Genomic DNA, 20,827 nt, shown 5'->3' with positions numbered 1-20,827 from the left:
CGGCCCAGAACCGGGCCGCAACAGTTTCATATAATACCCTGGAGCGTATTGGCGGCGGCGGGTGATGTCGGGACCCCGCCTTAAGGGGTCACCAAACCGCTATGTCGCAGTCGTTAAGACTCCGGAATCAAGCGTTTACGTCAACGACCACCCGGCCCTGAACCTTGCCCGCCAGAATATCCGCGCCCAACTGCGGCAGATCCTGTAGCGTCGCTGGCTGCACCATCGCGTCCAGCTTTTCCAATGGCAGGTCCGTGACTACCCGCTGCCAGGCCCGCTGCCGTTTCTCAAACGGCTGCAGGACCGAGTCGATCCCCAAGAGGTTCACGCCCCGCAACAGGAAGGGAATAACCGTTGCCGGCAGCGCCGCACCGCCCGCAAGTCCAACGGCGGCCACCGATCCGCCATATTTCATCTGCCCCAGAAGCCGCGCCAGCATTGCGCCGCCCACGGCATCGACACATCCCGCCCAGCTCTCACTCTCCAGCGGACGTTTGGTTGTTTCATTCAGCTGTTCCCGCGGAACGATCTGACTTGCGCCAAGGCCGCGCAGATACTCTTCGGTCTCAGGTCGGCCGGTCACCGCGGCAACCTCATATCCCAGATGCGCCAGGATTGCGGTTGCAACGGATCCAACACCCCCGGCTGCGCCCGTCACCAATACCGGACCCTGCCCCGGGGTCAGCCCGTGATCCTCCAGCGCCATTACGGCCAACATCGCCGTGAAGCCTGCCGTGCCAACCGCCATTGCCTGGCGGGTGCTGATCCCATCGGGCAGCGGGACAAGCCAATCACCCTTCACCCGCGCCTTTTGCGCATAGCCGCCCCAATGCGCTTCGCCGACGCGCCAACCGGTCAGCACCACCTTGTCACCCGGTGCGTAACGCGGATCTTCCGAGTTTTCGACCGTGCCCGCGAAATCAATCCCCGGCACATGAGGGTAGTTGCGCACCAACCCGCCGCCGGGTCCAATACACAGACCGTCCTTGTAGTTCACGGTGGAATAATCCACCGCGACCGTCACTTCCGCGTGCGGAAGATCATCCAACCGCAGCTGTTTCACCGCAGCCTGCGTTTTGCCATCTTCATTTTTGTCAACAACAAGGGCGTTGAACATCACGCTATCCTCCCAAAGTTAATTTTTCGCAAACGCAGGCGGCATAAATGGCAGATCCGTGGTCCACCCCTTGCCGCCCGCGGCCGTCACCATCGCGTGGATCTGACCGCGGTGATGGGTTTGATGATTGAACATCTGCATCAGGCACAGCGCCTTTGGCAGAGAGAAATCCCGTTGCATCGCACCGGAATACCAGCTGAAATCACCGTCCATATCCGCGGCAGTCAACTCGTTGGCCCACGCCAGAAACCGCTGATCCAGTGCCTCTCGCTTTTGCTGCCAATCCGCCAGATCCGCCGCCTCAGCGGTACTGTTTTCCAAGACCGTTTGCGGACCCGCGCCGCCGTCAAAACGCGACAACCAGGTCAGGTCCCCCCAGAGCAGATGATTCGCCGTGCCTTGTATGGAGCCGAAGAAAGCGCTGCGATCCAGCCACAGCTGCGTCTCACTCAGCGCAGACATCGCAGCCGACATTTCGTTGTTTTGCCAGAGGTTATGTTGTGCCATCCGCTGACAATATTGCGGCGTAATCATTTGTTCATTCCTTTGGTTCATCATGATCTGGCGACACCAAAACCTAAGGAGGATGCTCAGGAGTGTTGCGAGAAACCACGGGGCTTGATAAATGTCTGACAAATAAATCAGCACCTGCCAAGTAAAATGTCAGACAATTCAAAACCCCGTCCACGCCCGACCGATCTATCGGCAGCGATCGCCAGTGATATCCGCGACGCCATCATCGCGGGTCGGCTGATTGTAGACGAACGCCTACCGTCTGAGGCAGAGCTGGCCGCCCAGTTCGAAGTGTCACGCCCAACGGTACGTGAAGCGTTGAAACGATTGGCGGCACAATCGCTGATCCGCACGCAACGTGGCGCAAGTGGCGGGGCCTTCGTGAACCGGCTGAGTTATGAACAGGCCTATGGCCAGCAGATCACCACCTCGACCCTGCTGCTCAGCATGAATGGTGTCAGCTTTGACACCGCCTGCGAAGCACGGTTTGCGCTGGAACGGGCCTGCGCCCCTTTGGCCGCAGAAAGGCGGCAACCTGATCACCTGGCGGCGATGCAGGCTGAGATCACCCGCCAGTCTGCCACCGGCCTATCGGATGAGGCATTCTGTGCTTCGGATGTTGCGTTTCACCGGGCCCTTGTGGATGCCGCGGGAAATCCCGTGCTGTCTTATCAACTGGCCGGGGCGGTTGAGGCGATGCAGCCCTTGATGAATATGATCACCTACACACGCCGGTCGCGGGATGTGATCATCGGTCTGCATCAACGCATTGTGGATGCGCTGGAACAGAAATCTCCGGAAGACTGCGACAGTGCGCTTGTCGAACTGCACAGCTATACCCGCGATCTGAACCAGCCCACTGCCCGCTGATCAGCCTGTTCCCGCCGAAACCTCTGCGACTGCGGGGTGCGACTTGCCCAACATCACCGCGCGGCTCATGGTGCGCACATGCGTAAACGCCTCCTACTGATTTCTTTTTTGGCCCTGACTGGCGCTGCGTATGGCCTGGCCCCACCGCATCAACGGCTTGCGGCCCATGCCAAACTGTCAGACATTGTTCACACTGTCCTTCCCGCGCCGCGGCATCCCAGTCAGGAAACACGCGCAGAAGATGTAATCCCTGCTACTACCTGGGCTACAGAGTTGGTGACAGCCGCGACGGATCAGATCGGCATAACAACGCAGTATGATGGCGCCTATCAAGGGCTGGACTATCCTATGGGTGACATTGATCGGCGTCGCGGCGTCTGCACGGATGTGGTGATCCGCGCCTTGCGGGACGCCCATGATCTGGACTTGCAGGTGGTCGTACATGAGGACATGGCCGATCACTTTGCCGCCTACCCTGCGCTCTGGGGGCTGCCAGGTCCCGATCGAAACATCGATCACCGCCGGGTGCCAAATCTGCGCCGGTTTTTTGAGCGCATCGGTGCTGAACGCCCGCTGACCGCGCCGCCCAGTGCCACAGATTTTCGGCCCGGTGACATCGTCACCTGGTCCTTCGGGCCTGGTCAGCCGCATATCGGCATCGTCAGTACCCAGGTGGATCGCCACAGTCAGACGCCGCTGATCATTCACAATGCCGGGGCCGGCACCCGGCTGGATAACATCCTGTTTTCATACCCGATCACCGGACATTACCGTCTGGAGGGGGCCCTGCACCCCACCTGAATTTGCAATTCTGCCCCTTCTCTTCCCCGAAGTTCCCGCCTATATAGGGGCTGTCCCCTCGGGGGCTATGGACATAAACGCGCTCGTAATAAGCGGATCGGACCCGGGGGCGGTACCCGGCGGCTCCACCAAACATCCTTTATTGGGGGATCATGGGGCCGAAACAGGATCGACGAACGTCTAAAGGGGTTAGCTTTGTCCCGGTGAGATACCACTGTTATCGGTTCGCTAAGCATAATTGCCAATAACAATCGTGCTCCGATGGCTCTGGCTGCGTAAGCAGTCCGAAAAATCGACCTTTAAGCCCTTACGCCTAGCAGCCTAAGGCGGGGTCCGCAGGTACCTGGCAACAGAAACCTGCACCTTCCCATTCTGACCTGATTTAGCCGCTATACGTGCCCGCGTTCCGCCGGTATGAGGGAGGCATTTGCAATGACAGCAGCATCAGGCCATGATCACCCCATCCCTTTCTGAACTGACCCGCGTTTTTGGCCGCATTGGCGTCTTGTCCTTTGGGGGGCCCGCCGCCCAAATTGCCCTGATGCACAAGGAGTTGGTGGAAGTTCGCCCCTGGCTGAGCGAAAAACAGTTCCTTTCAGCCTTGTCGTTTTGCATGTTACTGCCCGGGCCAGAGGCCATGCAGCTGGCAACCTATGCGGGTTGGTTGAAACGCGGTGTTTTGGGCGGGTTGATCGCTGGCGCCCTGTTTGTACTGCCTGGGGCGGCGGTCATTCTGGCGCTGGCGCTGGCCTATGCGCAGTTTGGCACGCTGCCCTTGGTGCAATCGGCATTCCTGGGCATTCAGGCGGCCGTGGTCATCGTTGTGTTCACCGCATTGCGCAAGATCGCCGGCAAAGCCCTGACCCGGCCAAGCGCCTATGTTCTGGCCGCACTATCCTTTGCCGCGATCTTTTTCCTGCAGCTGCCCTTCCCGCTTGTGGTTTTGGCCGCCGCTGTATGGGGCGCGTTGAGCGCGGAACACGCGCAAGCGTCAACCGAAGCAAAGGAAGCGCCGCGATTTCTGTGGCGTCCGGTTCTGGCCTGCGCCGCGCTGTGGGCGGCGCCGTTTGGCCTGCTGGCACTTTGGGATCATGCTTTCCTTAGCGAGATTGCGCTGTTTTTCTCCAAGCTGGCGGTGGTGACCTTTGGCGGTGCCTATGCGGTGCTGGCCTATATGACGCAGGCCGTTGTCAATGATCATGGCTGGCTGAGCCTGCCACAGATGATTGACGCCCTGGGTCTGGCAGAAACCACCCCGGGCCCGCTGATCCTGGTCACGCAGTTCGTCGCAACACTGGCCGGGCAGATGCAGGGCGGGGTGAGCTTGGCGCTCACGGCCTCAGCTCTCGCACTTTGGGTGACTTTTGTGCCGTGTTTCCTGTGGATCTTTGCCGGCGCGCCCTACGTCAACCTGCTGACCCACGCCCCGCGCCTGTCCAATGCACTGGCCGCAATCACGGCGGCCGTGGCGGGGGTGATCGCCAATCTGTCGCTGTGGTTTGCGCTTCAGGTGCTTTTTGGTCAGGTCAGCCAGACACGTTTCGGCCCTGTGCCGGATGTCAGCAGCTTTTCACCTCTTGCGGCAGGGTTCATGGGACTGGCAGCACTTTTGATGCTGGGTCTAAAACGCGGCATGCTGACGACCTTGGCCATCATGGGTCTGGTCGGCATCATCTGGGGCCTTCTGAGCTAACACTTCGGGTTAACCCATTGACCACACATCAGGATACCGCTGCTCAATCGCCCCGTCGAACGGCACAGTCAGACACACATCCCGACCCACTTACAGATTTTTTTTACCCGCTTTCGGTCAGTTGCCCTTTCGTTTTTTGGCAAATCCCCTATGCTCAGACCCGCACCAAGAAAGGCACTCTTATGTCAAGCAGCATTGACTACGGAAACCTGATGCACCGCGCCATGCGCAGCCTGATTCAGGAGGTTTTGCAAGGCGTTGCGGAAAACGGCCTGCCGGGCGCGCATCATTTTTTCATCACCTTCGACACCACACACCCGGATGCGGTGCTGGCCAGTTGGTTGAAAGAGCGCTACCCCAGCGAAATGACCGTGGTGATGCAGCATTGGTATGACAATCTGTTGGTCGAAGAGGACGGGTTTCACGTCACGCTGAATTTTGGCGATCAGCCGGAACCGCTTTACGTGCCATTTGATTCAATCTGCACCTTTGTCGATCCCTCGGTCGAGTTTGGTCTGCGGTTTGAAACCCCCGAAGATGGGGATGAGGACGGTGAGGGTTTCACCGAACAGGACGGCACCGCTGCCTTGGAAGAGATCCTGGAAGAAAAATCCGCCCCGCAAGAGGCCGAGGTCGTCAGCCTCGACAGTTTCCGCAAGTAAGTAGCGCCCGCCGATCGGCGAATGCTTGCCCATTGCCAAGGTGTTGTCCGGATTTTTGGGCTGCGCCATCTCACATTTACAATCAGGTGACATATCTTAACCCGGAATAGATTTTATGACGGGAGGATTGATATGGCACGGGACTTCACGCTGTTTATTGGCGAAATGATCCGCCGCCCCAATGAGGTGGGCGCGGTGGCTCCGTCTTCGACAAAAACGGCGCAGTGGATGTGTGAAGGGCTGGCACAGGTCGAGGGTCCGATTGTGGAAATCGGTCCCGGCACCGGCAGTTTCACCCGCGCCATACTGGATCATGGCATCGCGCCCGAGCGGCTAACCCTGTTGGAAATGGGCCCGCGGTTCTGCGACACGCTGCGCGAAAAATTTCCCGGCGTGCAAGTATTGAATCGCCCTGGTCAAGACATTGACAAAATTGGGTTAAACAACATCGGCGCAGTGATTTCAGGTGTGCCGATGCTGGCCCGCCCGGATCTGCAGCGCGGCGTTTTGGAACCTGCCTTTCGCGTGCTTGCGCCGGGGGCCAGTTTCACCCAGTTCACCTATTCGATCCGCACCCCGTTTGGCGATGACCTCCTGTCGGATCTGGGGCTGCAATCGCGCAAACTGGCGACGGTCTGGGCCAACCTGCCCCCGGCCACCATTTACCGGATTACGCGCCGCTGATACGCGGCCGCGACCTCAGGCACCTGATGCGATCAGAGCCCGCACCTTCATCGCTTTTTCAAAGTGGTCCAGCTGGTGGGTTCTGATCCACCACTCCGCCGCCTCCATTAGCAGATAGGGGTCATCATTTTTGTTGGCGAAAAACGCGTAGAAGGACAGGCCGACACCGTCGCCTTTATGCGCGATCTTGGCGTCACAGATTTTGATGGCTTTGAGGCGCAATGTCTCTCGCATGGGGCCGCTCCTTTTCCTTCGGGGTAATATGCGGCGACTTGGCACTTCAATCACCCTGCTGACAGGCGCTGTCAGCATCCCCGCCAATGGCAACGCTGCGCAAGTGTTAGCGGTATCCCACGGTATACAGCATTGCACTTTGCCCGGATTACGCTATGAAAACTGCAACAGATATCTCGGAGGTCATCATGGCGAATACCCGCACCGAAACCGACAGCTTCGGCCCCCTCGAAGTTCCTTCTGACAAATACTGGGGCGCACAGACCCAGCGTTCGATCATGAACTTCCCCATCGGCTGGGAAAAACAGCCCGTCGCCATTGTGCGCGCGCTGGGGGTGATCAAACAGGCCTGTGCGATGGCCAACAAAGAGTCGGGCAAGCTGGACGCTAAGATCGGCGATGCGATCATTCAGGCCGCCGGTGAGGTTTTCCAGGGCAAGTTCGACGATAACTTCCCGCTGGTGGTTTGGCAGACCGGGTCGGGCACCCAGTCGAACATGAACTCGAACGAGGTGATCGCAAACCGCGCGATCGAAATCCTGGGCGGCGTGATCGGCTCCAAAGACCCGGTGCACCCCAACGACCACTGCAACATGGGCCAGTCCTCCAACGACACCTTCCCGACCGCGATGCACATTGCCGCCGCCATGATGGTGCGCGACACGCTGCTGCCAGGTCTGAACAAACTGGCCGAAGGTCTGGAACAGAAGTCGGAAGAGTTCAAAGACATCATCAAAATCGGCCGCACCCACACCCAGGACGCGACCCCGCTGACACTGGGCCAGGAATTTGGCGGCTATGCCCATCAGATCCGACAGGGCATCGCCCGTGTTGAGGCCGCCCTGCCCGGCATCTATGAGCTGGCGCAAGGGGGCACTGCGGTTGGCACCGGCCTCAACACCCAGAAAGGCTGGGGTGAGAAGGTCGCGGCAAACATGGCCGAAATCACCGGCCTGCCCTTTGTGACCGCGCCGAACAAATTCGAAGCGCTGGCCGCCCATGACGCGATGGTCTTCATGTCGGGCGCCTTGGCCACCGTCGCCGGTGCCATGTATAAGATCGCCAACGACATCCGCTTCCTGGGCTCCGGCCCGCGTTCGGGTCTGGGCGAGCTGATCCTGCCGGAGAACGAGCCAGGTTCCTCGATCATGCCGGGCAAGGTGAACCCAACCCAGGCCGAGGCAATGACCCAGGTGGCCGCCCATGTGATGGGTAACAACGCCGCGATGACCTTTGCCGGTTCGCAAGGCCATTTTGAGCTGAACGTCTACAACCCAATGATGTCCTACAATCTGCTGCAGTCCATGCAGCTGCTGGGTGACGTCGCCGACAGCTTCACCGAGCGGATGCTTCTGGGCATCAAGGCCAATGAGCCGCGCATCGACAAGCTGATGAAAGAAAGCCTGATGCTGGTCACCGCCCTGGCCCCGACCATCGGTTATGACAATGCCACAACTGTGGCCAAAACCGCTCATAAGAACGGCACCACATTGAAAGAAGAAGCCATCGCGCTTGGCTTCGTGGATGCTGAAACCTTCGACGCCGTTGTGCGCCCGGAACAGATGATCGGTCCGAAAGACTAATTTTCGGTTACCACCGACAAGAAAAGGCGGCCCAAAGGTCGCCTTTTTTGTTTTCCCACGACGGAACAGCCCGTGGTCCGCGTATCACCCCCATTGAAAACAGGGGGCTCCATGGTCAAGACTTACATTCCGCCGGCGTTTCTGGTTCTGCTTTTGGTGCTCAGCGGCTTTTGCCTTGCCACCTCACCGGTTTTTGCCGACGCGGGGGAAATGCAGGATGCGCGGCTATTGCTGCAGCTTGGGCTGTTGTTCTAGGCGGCATGAGCCACAAATTTGGTGGCAAGTGGTGCTGGGCAACACGCCCCGCGGCGGCTAGAGTGACGTAATGACAGTGGTGAACCTCAACAAGTTTCGCAAAGCCAAGGCCCGCGCCGAGAAAAAGGCGCAGGCTGATGAAAACGCTGTGAGATTCGGCCGCACCAAGGTTGAGAAGTCGCTGGACCGCGCCCAGAATACCAAGGCGCAACAGGATCTGGACGGCAAAAAACGCGACGAGCAGCCCCCGAAATGAGCCGCCCGGTCAAACGTTCCCTCACCCTGCGCGGTCACCGCACCTCCGTCTCATTGGAGGATGAGTTCTGGCAGGCGTTTCGCGAAATTGCGCAGGAGCGCGATCTTGCGATCAATGAATTGGCCGCCGAAATTGATGAGGCGCGCGCACTGGATTGTGGGCTGGCCACCGAAATGCGCCTTTATGTATTGCGGCACTATCGGGCCCGTTGTGCCTGATTATTTTGGCAACGGCGCATATATCTGCACTGTGTTAAACCTTCGTTCATCTCTTGCCGCTAGTCTGGGCCTGAGAGGAGAAAAGCCTGAGTTAATCCCGCGGAGTCAGACGCAGCCAAATACCATCTTTCCCGCGTACCGTCAGATGCGCCACCGGCACAGGCGGGCGTTCGTCTACCAGGTCAAACCGGTAGGCCCGCACCAGCTGTGCCAGCAGCAGGGTGCCTTCAACCATGGCAAAACCGGCGCCGGTGCACACCCGTTGCCCGGCTGAAAACGGCATATAGGCATGGCGCAGGCAGTCTTTGCCATTCTCGGTCGCAAAACGTGCGGGATCAAAGCTGTCGGGATCATCCCAAAGACGCTCATGGCGATGCAGATGCCAGGGGCTGAGCACGATTTGGCTACCTACGGGCACATCCCGTTTGCGAAACGTCTCGGGGCAGCGGTTTTCGCGCACCATCATCGGCACTGGCGGGTAAAGCCGCAGCGCCTCCCGAAAGACATCGCGGGTCAGCCGCAGTTTGGAGACAACAGAAAATTCCGGCAGCACTGGGCTGGCTAGCACATGCGCCTCCGCCGCCACCTTTTCCTGCCAGTCGGGATGCAGCGCCAAGAGGTAGAGCGCCCAGGCCAGGGCCGAGGCACTGGTTTCATGCCCCGCGAGGAAGAAGATCGCCACCTGATCCACCATTTCCTCGGTGTCAAAGCGCGCGCCGGTTTCAGGATCCAGGGTGGTCATGATCTTGGTCGCCAGATCATCTGGTGCCTCCCCCGCGCGGATCGCCACCATTCTGTCCTGCGTCAGCTGGGTGATCAGCGCCCGTATCACCGCCGCCGTTTCGCGGGTTTTCTTGCGGTGGAACCGGGGCACCCATTTGGGCAGCGGCACAAAGGCACCAAGGTTCAGAACTGGCTGCGTGCGCTGATGTTCACGGAATTGGTCGAACACCTCAGCCGCAACCGCATGTTCGATCGGGATCGAAAACAGGGTGCGAAAAATAACATCCGCGGCCGCATGGCTGCTATGGGCCTCAATCTCCACCGGCTTGCCGTCGGCTGCCGTGTTCAACCGCGCCACCGCCGCCTGCCCTGCCGCCCACATGGCCGGAAACGTGTCGCGCAGACGTCCGCCCTCAAAGGCGGGATCGATGATGCGGCGTTGGCGTTTCCAGGTTTCGCCATTGGTCAGGAACACCGAATTGCCCAAGAGCGGCCGAAGCCCCTCACTGATCCGATCAGACTTGGGAAAGTCATCCGGACGCTGTTTCAGCACCAGATCCACCAGATCGGGCTGGTTGCACATGTAGCTGCGGAAAAACGGCGTGCGAAACTCAGCCATCCAAGCCCGATAAAGCCGCTGCGGCTGCGCCGAAAGGATATCCTGCCGAAACAAGCGCAGGTAACGCCAGAGCGATACCTTATCGGCCCGTGCTGGGGGTTTCGGTGGCAGCGGCGCTGGCGTGGTCATGGCGCCACCCGCTCAGAAATCTGGATGAACTTGTTCACCGGGGCTTCAATGCGCGATTTGGACGGCTGGCGCCCGGCAAAACGGTGATCCAAGCGCTTCGGCCCTGCCGTGATGCGGAAATAGTCATAGTCACCGGGGCGATCAAAGGCGCAGAGATATTGAAAATGCAGACGGAAAAACCGCCAGCGCAGTGCCTTCCAGCGTTCCGGGCTGAGCGTTTGCGAGAAAGCAGCTGAGATCACGATGGGCCAGCGTTTGCCCTCAGGTGCCACACCGCTGACCGCCACAGGATCGCAGAGCGCAAAGGCGCAGCCATCCCCGGGCGCAGTGACGTCGAGCCAGAAGATCTCTTCCCGCTCAGACAGATAGACCAGATCGCCGCGCAGCCGCCCGGCCTGCGGCAGGAAAGAAACCATCGGCACCACCTGCCCCAGCGACAGGAAATTCAGCCGTGCGCCCTCTGCCGGCACCTCTCCCGCGCGGATCAGATCCGACAGGATTGAAATCGCCAGATGCGCGCCGGAACTGTGACCCACCACCAAAACCTCATCCACATCGGTGCGCAGGGCCGCAGCGATCAGCGCGCGAAACTCGGTGATCCGTGCCTCAAGCGCGGGCGGGTTGGCGCCTTTGAAATGGGCCGAATAGGCGTAGTCATGCATCAGGTAATAGGCAAAGAACTTGCCATCCTTCTTGCGAAACCAGTTGAGCACAAAGGGCACCACAATCAGCCCGCCCCATGCGGCCCAAGGGTGCATAAGTGACAGCCCCTGCCCCAGCCCCCAGGCCAGCAAAAGTGCCAGCATCAGCTGCACCAACAGAAAAATCACCGGGTATAGTGCCGCAATCACCGGCCCTTTGCGCAGCCGCATCAACCGCCAGAGCGCGCCCGAGCCGATATAGGTCCACGCGGTGCGGATCAGCTGCAGGTAGGTTTGGGTGATGCCCAGATCCATACTGTCGCGCACCAAATCCGCCCAGTAGAGCACCTGCACATCGGTTTCTACCGCGGCACCGTCCTGGGTTGAGGTGACATGCCAGCCGTAGGGCCCCTCAAGCTGTTTGGGGCTGAGTGTCAGATCATAGCCCGAGATCAAAGCCTGCGCCGCGCCCTCCTTGCGATAAAGTTCGCGGTAGCGGCGCGGGTGAATCGGATCGTAGCCGGGGATGTAAAACACCCGGCGGCGCTGCACGTTTTGGGCGGATCTGTTGTGGTCTTGCTCGGTCATAGGGGCCTCGTCCGCGCCATCTTAGCGCAGATTTGCCAAAGCACCACAACCGAAACCTGTTTATTTTGAAGAGATTACCCGACCAGCGCCAGCGCCGGGAAGGTTTCCAGCAACCAGTAGGAAAAGGCGGAGAAGCCGCCGGTCAGCATCAACAGGCCGATGGTCCACAGCAAAAGCCCCATCACCCGTTCGATCTGTTCCATATGGCGCTTCATCCAGCCCATCACCCCGGTCAGCCGTGGCAGGAAGGCCGCGACCAGCAGGAACGGCACCCCAAGCCCCAGCGCATAGACTGCCAGCAGCAAGGTGCCGCGGGTCAGCGAGGCCTCAGAGGCCGCCAGCGACAGGATCGCGCCAAGCTGCGGGCCGATGCAGGGCGTCCAGCCAAAGGCAAAGGCCAGCCCCAGGATATAGGCACCAAAGGCCGATCCCCCGCGGTCGCCCGCATCAATGCGCGCCTCGCGGTCCAGAAAGCCGATCCGGTAGACGCCAACAAAATGCGCGCCGAAAATCATCACAAGAATACCGGCGATGGCGTTGAACCAGCCCTGATATTGCAGGAACAGCGTACCCACCGCGGAGGCTGTGAAGCCAAGGAACAGGAAAATTGTCGAAAGCCCCAGAACAAAGAACAGCGCTGGCACCACCGCCTTGCCGGTCTTGGCCTTGCCTTCGCTGAGATCGGTGATCGAGACCCCGGACATATAGGCCAGATAGGGCGGCACGATCGGCAGCACACATGGGCTGAGGAAGGAAATCAGGCCCGCAATAAGCGCGATGAGCATGGCAGGCAGCAGGGCGGCATCGATGATGCTGATATTTTCAAGTCCGAACATAGGGTTTAGCTACCTGATCGCTGCAGCGCTGTCACCCGACGCATTGTCACAAGGCCGTGGCGAAACGTTACAGGCCCAAATGCAAACGCCGCCCCCGAAGGAGCGGCGTTCAATCTGTAATACTGTCAGGCCCTTAGACGGACCACCAACCGCGGCGCTTGGGCTTTGGCGGGGCTGCGGGTTTTTCCACAGCGACCTCGGCCACCGGCTCGGGTGTGGGTTCCGGGGCTGGCTCTTGCGCAGCGGCGGGTGCTTCGGCTGGCGGAGCTTCGGCTTGAGCTTCCGGCGCTGCCTCAGCAGCAACCTCTTCCAGAACGGGTTCCGGTGCAGCCTCTGTTTCGGCTTCAGCTTCGACCTCTGCAGCGGCGTCCTCAGCTGGGGCGTCTTCTGCCGCAGCTTCTTCGGTTGCTGCCTCCGCAACGGTTTCCGCTTCAGGTGTCTCGGCCACGGCCTCTTCGGCGCTTTCTTCCACAGCCGGGGCTTCTGCCTCGGCGCTCACCTCTGCCTCAACGGCAGGCTCCGCGCCCTCATCAGCGGCAGGGGCTTCGGCGTCAGCTGCGGCCCCCTCTTCGGTGCCCTCAGCGGGTTGATCTGATTTGCGGCGACGCGAGCGGCGACGGCGGCGTGGTTTCTTCTCTTCCGCCGGGGCATCGCCCTCAGCAGCTTCCGAAGCATCCGCACCTTCTTCGGTCACAGCCTCGGCAGCCTCAGCGGTTTCGCCCACAGCACCGGCTTCAGCCTCTTGCGCCTCACCGTTTTCGCCTTCAGCCCGCTCAGAAGCGTTTTTCCGGCGACGGCGACGACGGCGGCGCTTCTTCGGCTTGTTCTCATCCTCACCGTTTTCAGCAGTTTCTGCGGCCAGCGCTTCCTCTGCTTCTTCGGCTTCCGCCTCCTCGTCGATCTGATCCATCAGCGAAGTATCGACCGACACGACAGGCGCTGGTGCTTCTGCAACAACACGGGTGGCGGTTTTGAACTTCTCCAGCGTGAAGTCGGGGCTGATCAGCATCGGATCGCCTTCGATCCGCACCGACAGACCATAGCGACCTTCAATCTGGGCGACGTGTTCACGTTTCTGGTTCATGATGAAGTTGGCGATACCAACCGGGCATTTCACCAGCACTTCGCGCGAGCGGCCACGGGTACCTTCCTCTTCGATCTGACGCAGGATCGACAGCGCAAGGTTGTCGTCCGAACGGATCAGGCCAGTGCCGTGACAGGCGGGGCAAGGCTGGGTGGTTGCCTCAATCATGCCGGGGCGCAGACGCTGACGCGACATTTCCAGCAGGCCAAAGCCCGAGATACGGCCGATCTGGATCCGCGCACGGTCCGATTTCAGCTTATCTTTCAGACGTTTCTCAACCGCGTTGTTGTTGCGGCGCTCGTCCATGTCGATGAAGTCGATGACGATCAGACCGGCCAGATCGCGCAGACGCAGCTGGCGCGCCACCTCTTCGGCGGCCTCCAGGTTGGTCTTCAGCGCGGTCTCCTCAATGGAGCCCTCTTTGGTGGCCCGGCCCGAGTTCACGTCAACCGCCACCAGCGCTTCGGTCACACCGATCACGATGTAGCCGCCGGATTTCAGCTGAACGGTCGGGTTGAACATGCCACCGAGGTAGCTTTCCACCTGATAGCGCGCGAAGAGCGGCAGCTGGTCCTGATAGTTCTTCACGTTTTTGGCGTGGGACGGCATGATCATTTTCATGAAGTCCTTGGCGATGCGGTAGCCGCGTTCGCCTTCCACCAGCACCTCATCAATCTCTCGATTGTAGAGGTCACGGATCGACCGTTTGATCAGATCACCTTCTTCGTAGATCTTGGCGGGCGCGATCGACTTGAGCGTCAGCTCGCGGATCTGTTCCCACATGCGCTGCAGATATTCGTAGTCGCGCTTGATCTCAGCTTTGGTGCGCTTGGCACCGGCGGTGCGCACAATGAGCCCGGCGCCTTTGGGCACGTCCAGCTCATTGGCAATCTCTTTCAGTTTCTTCCGGTCAACAGCATTGGTGATCTTGCGCGAAATGCCACCGCCGCGGGCGGTGTTGGGCATCAACACGCAGTAACGACCCGCCAGCGACAGGTAAGTGGTCAGCGCAGCGCCTTTGTTGCCGCGCTCTTCTTTGACGACCTGCACCAGCAGGATCTGACGGACCTTGATGACTTCCTGAATCTTGTAGCGACGCGGACGCGGTTTGCGGCGCGGGCGGATCTCTTCGCTGTCATCTTCTTCGGCAACGGATTCGATGCTGTCGTCTTTTTCGGTCGCATCCAGCTTGTCGTCGCCGTCTTCGTCTTCATCGTCGGAGGATTCTTCCGAGGCCTCTTCGGCGTTGGCTTCCGCAGGGGCATCCGCTTCGGCGTCTGCTTCGGCTGCGGGCGCGTCTTCCGCAGGGGCCTTCTCGGCCTGGGCTTCTTCGGCAGGGGCTTCTGCCACGGCGTCGTCGGCTTTCACCTCTTCTGCCTGAGCGGCCTCAGGGGTGGCTTCCGGGGCAGCTTCGGCAGCAACTTCTGCCGTGTCCTCAGCAGGTGCCTCTTCGGCAGCAGGCTCTTCAGCCGGCGCCTCAGCGGCGTCTGCCGCAGGGTCCTGCGCCACGGCTTCATCTGCCTTGGGGTCCTCAGCAGCGGCGGCCTCTTCACCCGCTTCCGGGGCTTCAGCCGTTTCTTCTGCCGGCGCGTCCTCTGCGGTTGCTTCAGCAGGCTCTTCCACCGGGGTCTCTGCCACGGTTTCCATCGGTGACAGGCCTTCGCCTGCGTCCACCACATCTGCGGCGCCAACTTCAACGGCGTCCGAGGTGTTTTCGCCCGTCAGGTCGATGGTTTCCATGCCAGCGATTTCGCCGGACGCCTCAGCAGCGGGCGTATCGGCCTCAGCCGCCGGAATGTCCTCCGCAGGCTTTTCCACCTCTTTGGAGACTTTCGCATCCTTCGAGCGGTTCGACGCAGCGCGCGAGCGCGACCGGCGACGGCGCGGCTTTTTCTCTTCTTCTTCCTCTTCGGCCTTCTGCTGTTCGGCATAGGCACGTTCTTCTTCCATCAGTGCTTCGCGGTCGGCGACCGGGATCTGATAATAGTCAGGATGGATTTCCGAGAAGGCAAGGAAGCCATGGCGGTTGCCACCATAGTCCACAAAAGCCGCCTGCAGTGAGGGTTCGACCCGTGTTACTTTTGCAAGATAGATGTTGCCAGCAAGCTGGCGTTTGTTTTCGGATTCAAAGTCGAATTCCTCAACCTTGTTGCCGTCCACCACCACGACGCGGGTTTCCTCCGCGTGGGTGGCGTCGATGAGCATTTTCTTTGCCATGTTGTCCGTTTGCATCGCGGCAGAACCGCCCGGCCCGGAGGCCCGGCAGGTTGCGGCAGATGTCTGTCAGGGGCGAGTGCGGACGCGCTGCAAAGCCGGCTGTTCTCAGCCGTTGCAGTGGAACTCGTAGGTTTCGCGCGCCTCATCGCGTTTCTTCTCCGACGCTACTGGCGGGTATGGTGACCTCGCTCAATGCGCCCGTTCATGGCCCGCACCAGAGTTTCTGGCGTCAGGCGGTCTAAAATGGCTCGTCCGCGGGGGCGCGGTCCGGGCCCAATCGGTCTGTCCGAGGGGTCGCGGCGATGTTTGATGCCGTCGGCCGATCTTCGGATCAGCGAAACTCATGCGGTGCGGGAGGAGTCCACGACACCGTCTCCAGAACATAGTGCGGGCTGGGGATAAATTACAATGGGAAAATGTCTGCGCGATCTGCCTGAAAGGGAATTGAGCCTGAAAAAGCAACCATTAAGGGATCAACGCCCCTTATTTGCCACGCTGTGCTGCGCCATGCTGACAGCTTCGGCCAGGGAGTGGGCGACCATTTGCCCCAAATCCGGCAGCGGTTGATCCACAGGCCGCAGATCCGGGATCTGCACCGCGTGACATCCAGCGGCCACAGCGGCGGCAATGCCGCGGTCACTGTCTTCAAACGCTGCCGAACGGTTCGGGTTGACCCCCAGCCGTTCCGCCGCCTGCAGGTAGGGGGCCGGATCGGGTTTGGTGGCCCGCACCTCATCGCCGCCCAGCACAAATTCCACATGGCCCAGCAAGCCAGCAACCTCCAGATGGTGGCGGGCGCGGTCCCCCAGTGTTGAGGTGACAACCGCCATGCGGGCGCCCTGCCCGGCCAGATCGGCCAGCACCTCAGCCGCACCTTCTTTGACAGGCAGATCCGCGGACACCGCTGCATCGAAATTGGCGCGCCATTCCTCAATGACATCCGCCGGTTTCAGCGCTTTTGGCAGAAACTCCAGCAGCATGGCGTTTGTGGTGGCGGCAGAGGTGCCAACAAGGGTCAAGAAGAACGGCTCAGCCTTTGACAGTGCGACGCCTTTGGGCGCCACGGTATCAAGGAAGGAGGACATGGCCAGCCGCTCACTATCAAGCAGCAGACCGTCCATGTCGAACAGATAGGCCTCTGGCAGCATTGCGCAGATCTCAGAGGTAATCCGCACGGGCGAGGCCGTATTTCGCCATCTTCTCATTCAGCGTCCGGCGTGGCAGGCAAAGCTCCTCCATCACTGACGCGATGGAGCCTTTGTGACGGCGCATGGTGTTGTCGATCAGCATCCGCTCAAACGCTTCAACATATTCTTTCAGTGGTTTGCCTTCGGTGGTCATCACCGGCTGCATATCCTCATGATCCGACATCAGGAGCGAGGCAATGGTGCCCGACCCACGGCGCGATTGCAGCACCGCACGTTCTGCCAGGTTGATCAGCTGGCGCACATTGCCCGGCCAGGGGGCCTGCAACAGCTGCGCGGCTTCTTGGGCTGACACCTGCGGCGTATCGCAGCCGTATTCCTCGGCAAACTGTTCGCTAAGGCGGGTGAACAGGGTCAGGATATCCTCGCCGCGCTGGCGCAGCGGCGGCAGGGTGATGCGCAACGCGGCCAGACGGTAGAACAGATCCGAGCGCAGCGCGTCTTCGCAGGTGCGGTCCTGTTCCTGCATGTTGCAAATCGCCACCACACGGGTTTCCGCCGGCGTGCCCTGATCATTGATAAACGACAAGAGGCGCGCCTGCAGGCTGTCGCTCAGCGCTTCGACGTCTTCCAGAACCAAGGTGCCGCCCCGCGCCTCTTCCACGGCGGGCAGCTGGCTGTCTTCGGGCAGCATCGGACCAAAGAGGCGTTTGGCCAGCGCATCCTCATCCCAGGCTGCGCAGGAGAGCAGCACAAATTTCTTACCGGCGCGCGATCCAACCGCGTGCAGCGCATGGGCCACCAAGGTCTTACCGGTGCCGGTTTCACCATCGATCAGCACATGTCCGTCGGCCTGACCCAGATCCAGAATATCCTCTTTCAGACGTTCCATCGCCGGGGCGGAGCCGATCAGCTTCTTCATCAGCTGACCACCATCCGACAGTTCACGGCGCAGGGCACGGTTGTCCAACGTCAAGCGACGGGCATTGGTGGCCTTTTTCGCCAGCTCAGTCATCCGGTCAGGGTTGAACGGCTTTTCCAGAAAATCAAACGCGCCCACGCGCATCGCCTCAACCGCCATGGGGACGTCCCCGTGGCCAGTGATCATGATGACCGGCAAGGCGCTGTCGGACCCCATGAGTTTTTTCAGAAACTGCATCCCGTCCATGCCCGGCATCTTGATGTCCGAAATGACAATGCCCGGGTAATCCGGCCCCAGCGCCTTTAGCGCATCTTCGGCGCTGGCGAAGGTTTCGGTGTCATAGCCCGACAGGGCCAGCCATTGGCTGATGGACTGACGCATATCCTGTTCGTCGTCCACGATGGCGATTTTCATTGCTTTTGCCATGGTCTTCTCGGCCCTTATTCCGCCGCCTCAATATCACTTTCACCGGTCAAGATAGGAAGTTGCATCTCAAATACAGCCCCCCCGCCCTCGGCGTTACGCGCCAAAAGGCGCCCCCCTAGGTCGTTGACGATCCCCGAGGAAATGGCAAGCCCTAGCCCCACGCCTTCCCCCGGACGTTTGGTGGTGTAAAAGGGCTCAAACAGGGCATCAAGGTCATCAATCCCCTGCCCGTTGTCGCGCACTGTCAGCGTCGCAGTCTCACCGGCAGCCAGCAGCAGTTCGATCTGCGGCTCATCGACCGATTGGGTGGCATCCAAGGCGTTGCGCAGGAGGTTGATCATCACCTGTTCAACGCGCACCCGGTCCCCCATGACCATCACCGGGTCATCGGGGTAGACGCGGCTGATCTCCACCTTGCGGCTCTTCAGCTGTGGTTCCATCATCGACAGGGCTGAGGCCAGCGCATCGCCCATATTCACAGGGGTAAACTGATCGCCGCCTTTGCGCGCATAGGATTTCAGCTGGCGGGTGATCTGCCCCATCCGATCAATCAGATCGTCGATCCGCTGGAAGGACGACAGCGCCTCTTCGGGGCGATTGCGATTGAGCAGCAGGCGCGCGCCCGCCAGATAGGTGCGCATCGCCGCCAGCGGTTGGTTCAGCTCATGGCTGACGGCCGCTGACATCTCACCCAGCGCGGCCAGTTTCGACGATTGCGCCAGCGTCTGTTCGGCCACGGCAAGGGTCTGTTGGACCTTTTCGCGTTCGGCGATTTCCCGCTGTAGCCTTGCGTTCAATGCGCGAAGCTCTGCCGATTCCCGCTGGAACAACATCAGGCGACCGGCAGTCTTGCGGCTGAGCGCATAGAAGGCCAGCGCCAGAAGCATGGCGAATCCCATAATCTCCAGCGCCAGAACGCCGTTCACCTTGTCACGAACGCTTTCGTAGGTGGTGAAACTGGCGATGTGCCAGCCACGGAAGGGAATGCGGCTTTCCATCCGCATCACGGCCTTACCCTGCACATAGGCATCTGCCGGCAAGGTGGTCCAATCTGCGGTGGCCTGAATGGCGCGCTGAATGGCCGATTGCGCCGGTGCCTGGGCCAGCGCCTCACCCTCGGTTTTTGACCGCCAGCGCGGTTCGGTGGCCAGGATGATCGTGCCGGTGCTGTCGGTGACCAGCACCGCGTCCGAAATGCCCGCCCAAGCGCGTTCGAACTTGTGCAGATCAACCTCCACCATGATCACGCCCAGCGTGTTGCCCTGTTCCTCAATCCGGCGCGAGTAGATAAAACTATAGCCACCGGTTTCGGTTTCCAACACGGTAAACAGGGTCTCGCTGGCGCGGATGGCGTTGACAAAATAGGGGTCCGAGCGGTGTTGGCTGCCCAGCCGGTTGCGATCTGTTGCGGCCACCGCGCGGCCATCGGAATCCAGCAACATCAGTGAGGCGGCGCCGATTTCTTCGACAAAGGAGATCAGGCGCTGGGTCGAGGTTGAGTAGTCAGACGAATTCAGCGCCCCGATCAGTGCCGGGTCCCGCGACAGCAGCTGCGGCACAATGGCGTTGCGGCGCAGCTCAGACAGCAGGTTGCCGGAATAAAGCGCCAATCGCAGCTCGGCCCGGTTACGGGTGTTTTCCGTGAAACGATCGGTCAGCAGTTTGTTGGTGACCACAATGGTGATCACCGCCATCACAAACAGCAAAGCCAGCGCCAAACGCACCCGCCAGGAGGTTAGGCGGGTCCGGCGCAGCGATGCAGCAGGTGTCGGGGATTTGGAGGTGGGCAGCTCAGACATGCCCCAAAGTAAAACAGCCCCCGAGGGGGCTGCAAGATCTGTCGCTTAGGCTGTGACCAATTGGTCCATCAGACTGCGGAACATTGCCGATCCGTCGGTGCCGCCGTGGCGTTCATCCACCGACCGCTCGGGGTGGGGCATCATGCCCAGCACCCGGCGGTTGTCCGACAGGATGCCGGCGATATCGCCGTCCGAGCCATTGGGGTTGTCGGTGTAGGTGAAGGCCACGCGGTCTTCGCCCTTCAGACGGGCCAGCAGCTCGGCATCGGCGTTATAGTTGCCGTCGTGATGGGCCACGGGAATGGTGATTTCCTGGCCTTGGCTGTAGCCCGAGGTAAAGGCGCTGTCCGCGGTCGCAACCTGCAGACCGACCTGTTTGCAGATGAACTTCAGCCCGGCGTTGCGCATCAGCGCGCCCGGCAGCAGGCCGGTTTCGGTCAGCACCTGAAACCCGTTGCAGATGCCCAGCGCGTAACCGCCGCGTTCGGCGTGTTTCACCACCGAACGGCAGATCGGCGAATTGGCCGCGATCGCGCCGCAGCGCAGGTAGTCACCAAAGGAGAAGCCCCCGGGAATGCCGACAATATCGACGCCCTCAGGCAGGTCAGTGTCCTTGTGCCAGACCATGGTGACATCAGCACCTGCCTGCTCAAAGGCAACGGCCAAATCACGGTCACAGTTGGATCCAGGGAAAACGATGACGGCGGCTTTCATCGCGGCATTCTCCATGCTTGGGCCATCTCAGCGTGATGAGGGAGAGCGCCCCCCTCAGCCCCTAGCGGATGGCGGCGACGGCCAAGCGTCGCAGTTGA

The 20,827-nt window shown here is 60.5% G+C and carries 20 protein-coding genes and 1 other RNA gene; 10 read left to right on the top strand and 11 right to left on the bottom strand.

The window, feature by feature from the left end:
- Positions 1-127: 127 nt before the first annotated feature.
- Together acuI and TL5118_RS09395 are read right to left on the bottom strand one after the other, a co-directional pair.
- Entirely contained in the window at positions 128-1,117 is a 990-nt protein-coding gene (gene acuI / locus TL5118_RS09400; RefSeq protein ID WP_058242818.1) for an acryloyl-CoA reductase, read from the bottom strand.
- Between the two features lie 18 nt (positions 1,118-1,135).
- Positions 1,136-1,651, bottom strand: a complete 516-nt coding sequence (locus TL5118_RS09395) for a DinB family protein (RefSeq protein WP_058242817.1) — start codon at positions 1,649-1,651, stop codon at positions 1,136-1,138.
- Between the two features lie 126 nt (positions 1,652-1,777).
- On the opposite strand from TL5118_RS09395, the gene TL5118_RS09390 reads away from it, so the two are divergent.
- From TL5118_RS09390 to TL5118_RS09370, 6 genes are all read left to right on the top strand, one after another.
- Positions 1,778-2,500 carry a FadR/GntR family transcriptional regulator gene (locus tag TL5118_RS09390; RefSeq protein ID WP_058242816.1) on the top strand — a complete coding sequence of 241 codons (723 nt, stop codon included), beginning with the start codon at positions 1,778-1,780 and terminating at the stop codon, positions 2,498-2,500.
- Positions 2,501-2,776: 276 nt separating this feature from the next.
- Positions 2,777-3,301, top strand: coding sequence for a DUF1287 domain-containing protein (locus tag TL5118_RS09385; RefSeq protein WP_207383445.1), 525 nt, complete (start codon positions 2,777-2,779; stop codon positions 3,299-3,301).
- A 13-nt stretch (positions 3,302-3,314) separates the two neighbouring features.
- Positions 3,315-3,665, top strand: a transfer-messenger RNA (tmRNA) gene (ssrA, locus tag TL5118_RS20910).
- Between the two features lie 87 nt (positions 3,666-3,752).
- Entirely contained in the window at positions 3,753-4,994 is a 1,242-nt protein-coding gene (gene chrA / locus TL5118_RS09380; protein WP_058242815.1) for a chromate efflux transporter, read from the top strand.
- Positions 4,995-5,176: 182 nt separating this feature from the next.
- Positions 5,177-5,656 carry an SspB family protein gene (locus TL5118_RS09375; RefSeq protein ID WP_058242814.1) on the top strand — a complete coding sequence of 160 codons (480 nt, stop codon included), beginning with the start codon at positions 5,177-5,179 and terminating at the stop codon, positions 5,654-5,656.
- A gap of 132 nt (positions 5,657-5,788) precedes the next feature.
- A complete protein-coding gene (locus tag TL5118_RS09370) occupies positions 5,789-6,340 on the top strand; it encodes a class I SAM-dependent methyltransferase (RefSeq protein WP_058242813.1) in 552 nt (183 codons plus the stop codon).
- Between the two features lie 15 nt (positions 6,341-6,355).
- Here the strand turns inward: TL5118_RS09370 and TL5118_RS09365 are convergent, their stop codons facing one another.
- A complete protein-coding gene (locus TL5118_RS09365) occupies positions 6,356-6,574 on the bottom strand; it encodes a DUF6500 family protein (RefSeq protein WP_058242812.1) in 219 nt (72 codons plus the stop codon).
- Positions 6,575-6,762: 188 nt separating this feature from the next.
- Here TL5118_RS09365 and fumC point away from each other — a divergent pair, with 188 nt between their 5' ends.
- The 4 genes from fumC (at position 6,763) to TL5118_RS09350 (ending at position 8,886) form a co-directional block, all read left to right on the top strand.
- On the top strand, positions 6,763-8,157 hold the full coding sequence (gene fumC / locus TL5118_RS09360; protein WP_058242892.1) for a class II fumarate hydratase: 1,395 nt from the start codon (positions 6,763-6,765) through the stop codon (positions 8,155-8,157).
- A 111-nt stretch (positions 8,158-8,268) separates the two neighbouring features.
- Positions 8,269-8,412 carry a hypothetical protein gene (locus TL5118_RS21370; protein ID WP_165590036.1) on the top strand — a complete coding sequence of 48 codons (144 nt, stop codon included), beginning with the start codon at positions 8,269-8,271 and terminating at the stop codon, positions 8,410-8,412.
- Positions 8,413-8,482: 70 nt separating this feature from the next.
- Positions 8,483-8,668 carry a DUF4169 family protein gene (locus TL5118_RS09355; RefSeq protein ID WP_058242811.1) on the top strand — a complete coding sequence of 62 codons (186 nt, stop codon included), beginning with the start codon at positions 8,483-8,485 and terminating at the stop codon, positions 8,666-8,668.
- Positions 8,665-8,886, top strand: coding sequence for a ribbon-helix-helix domain-containing protein (locus tag TL5118_RS09350; RefSeq protein WP_058242810.1), 222 nt, complete (start codon positions 8,665-8,667; stop codon positions 8,884-8,886). Before TL5118_RS09355 ends, TL5118_RS09350 begins: the two co-directional genes overlap by 4 nt.
- A gap of 91 nt (positions 8,887-8,977) precedes the next feature.
- Here the strand turns inward: TL5118_RS09350 and TL5118_RS09345 are convergent, their stop codons facing one another.
- The 8 genes from TL5118_RS09345 to purQ all read right to left on the bottom strand — a co-directional run bounded on the left by TL5118_RS09345 (position 8,978) and on the right by purQ (position 20,729).
- Positions 8,978-10,357 carry a cytochrome P450 gene (locus tag TL5118_RS09345; RefSeq protein WP_058242809.1) on the bottom strand — a complete coding sequence of 460 codons (1,380 nt, stop codon included), beginning with the start codon at positions 10,355-10,357 and terminating at the stop codon, positions 8,978-8,980.
- The gene (locus TL5118_RS09340) at positions 10,354-11,586 is read right to left on the bottom strand and encodes a hypothetical protein (protein ID WP_058242808.1); all 1,233 of its coding nucleotides are present in this window, start codon (positions 11,584-11,586) and stop codon (positions 10,354-10,356) included. The genes TL5118_RS09345 and TL5118_RS09340 overlap by 4 nt, the downstream gene beginning before the upstream one ends.
- A gap of 74 nt (positions 11,587-11,660) precedes the next feature.
- On the bottom strand, positions 11,661-12,422 hold the full coding sequence (locus TL5118_RS09335; RefSeq protein WP_058242807.1) for a cytochrome c biogenesis CcdA family protein: 762 nt from the start codon (positions 12,420-12,422) through the stop codon (positions 11,661-11,663).
- A 133-nt stretch (positions 12,423-12,555) separates the two neighbouring features.
- Positions 12,556-15,723 (bottom strand): Rne/Rng family ribonuclease, encoded by a 3,168-nt coding sequence (locus tag TL5118_RS09330; protein WP_058242806.1) that lies wholly within the window; start codon positions 15,721-15,723, stop codon positions 12,556-12,558.
- Between the two features lie 473 nt (positions 15,724-16,196).
- Positions 16,197-16,928, bottom strand: a complete 732-nt coding sequence (locus TL5118_RS09325; protein WP_242601761.1) for an HAD family hydrolase — start codon at positions 16,926-16,928, stop codon at positions 16,197-16,199.
- A complete protein-coding gene (locus TL5118_RS09320; protein ID WP_058242805.1) occupies positions 16,882-18,216 on the bottom strand; it encodes a sigma-54-dependent transcriptional regulator in 1,335 nt (444 codons plus the stop codon). Before TL5118_RS09320 ends, TL5118_RS09325 begins: the two co-directional genes overlap by 47 nt.
- Before the next feature lie 14 nt (positions 18,217-18,230).
- A complete protein-coding gene (locus TL5118_RS09315; protein ID WP_058242804.1) occupies positions 18,231-20,015 on the bottom strand; it encodes a sensor histidine kinase in 1,785 nt (594 codons plus the stop codon).
- Positions 20,016-20,060: 45 nt separating this feature from the next.
- A complete protein-coding gene (purQ, locus tag TL5118_RS09310; protein WP_058242890.1) occupies positions 20,061-20,729 on the bottom strand; it encodes a phosphoribosylformylglycinamidine synthase subunit PurQ in 669 nt (222 codons plus the stop codon).
- Between the last annotated feature and the right edge of the window lie 98 nt (positions 20,730-20,827).

It is taken from the genome of Thalassovita autumnalis, from assembly GCF_001458255.1.
GTDB lineage: Bacteria > Pseudomonadota > Alphaproteobacteria > Rhodobacterales > Rhodobacteraceae > Thalassobius > Thalassobius autumnalis.
The sequence above is the reverse complement of the archived record's forward strand: the minus strand, read 5'-3'. Positions and strand labels throughout refer to the sequence as shown.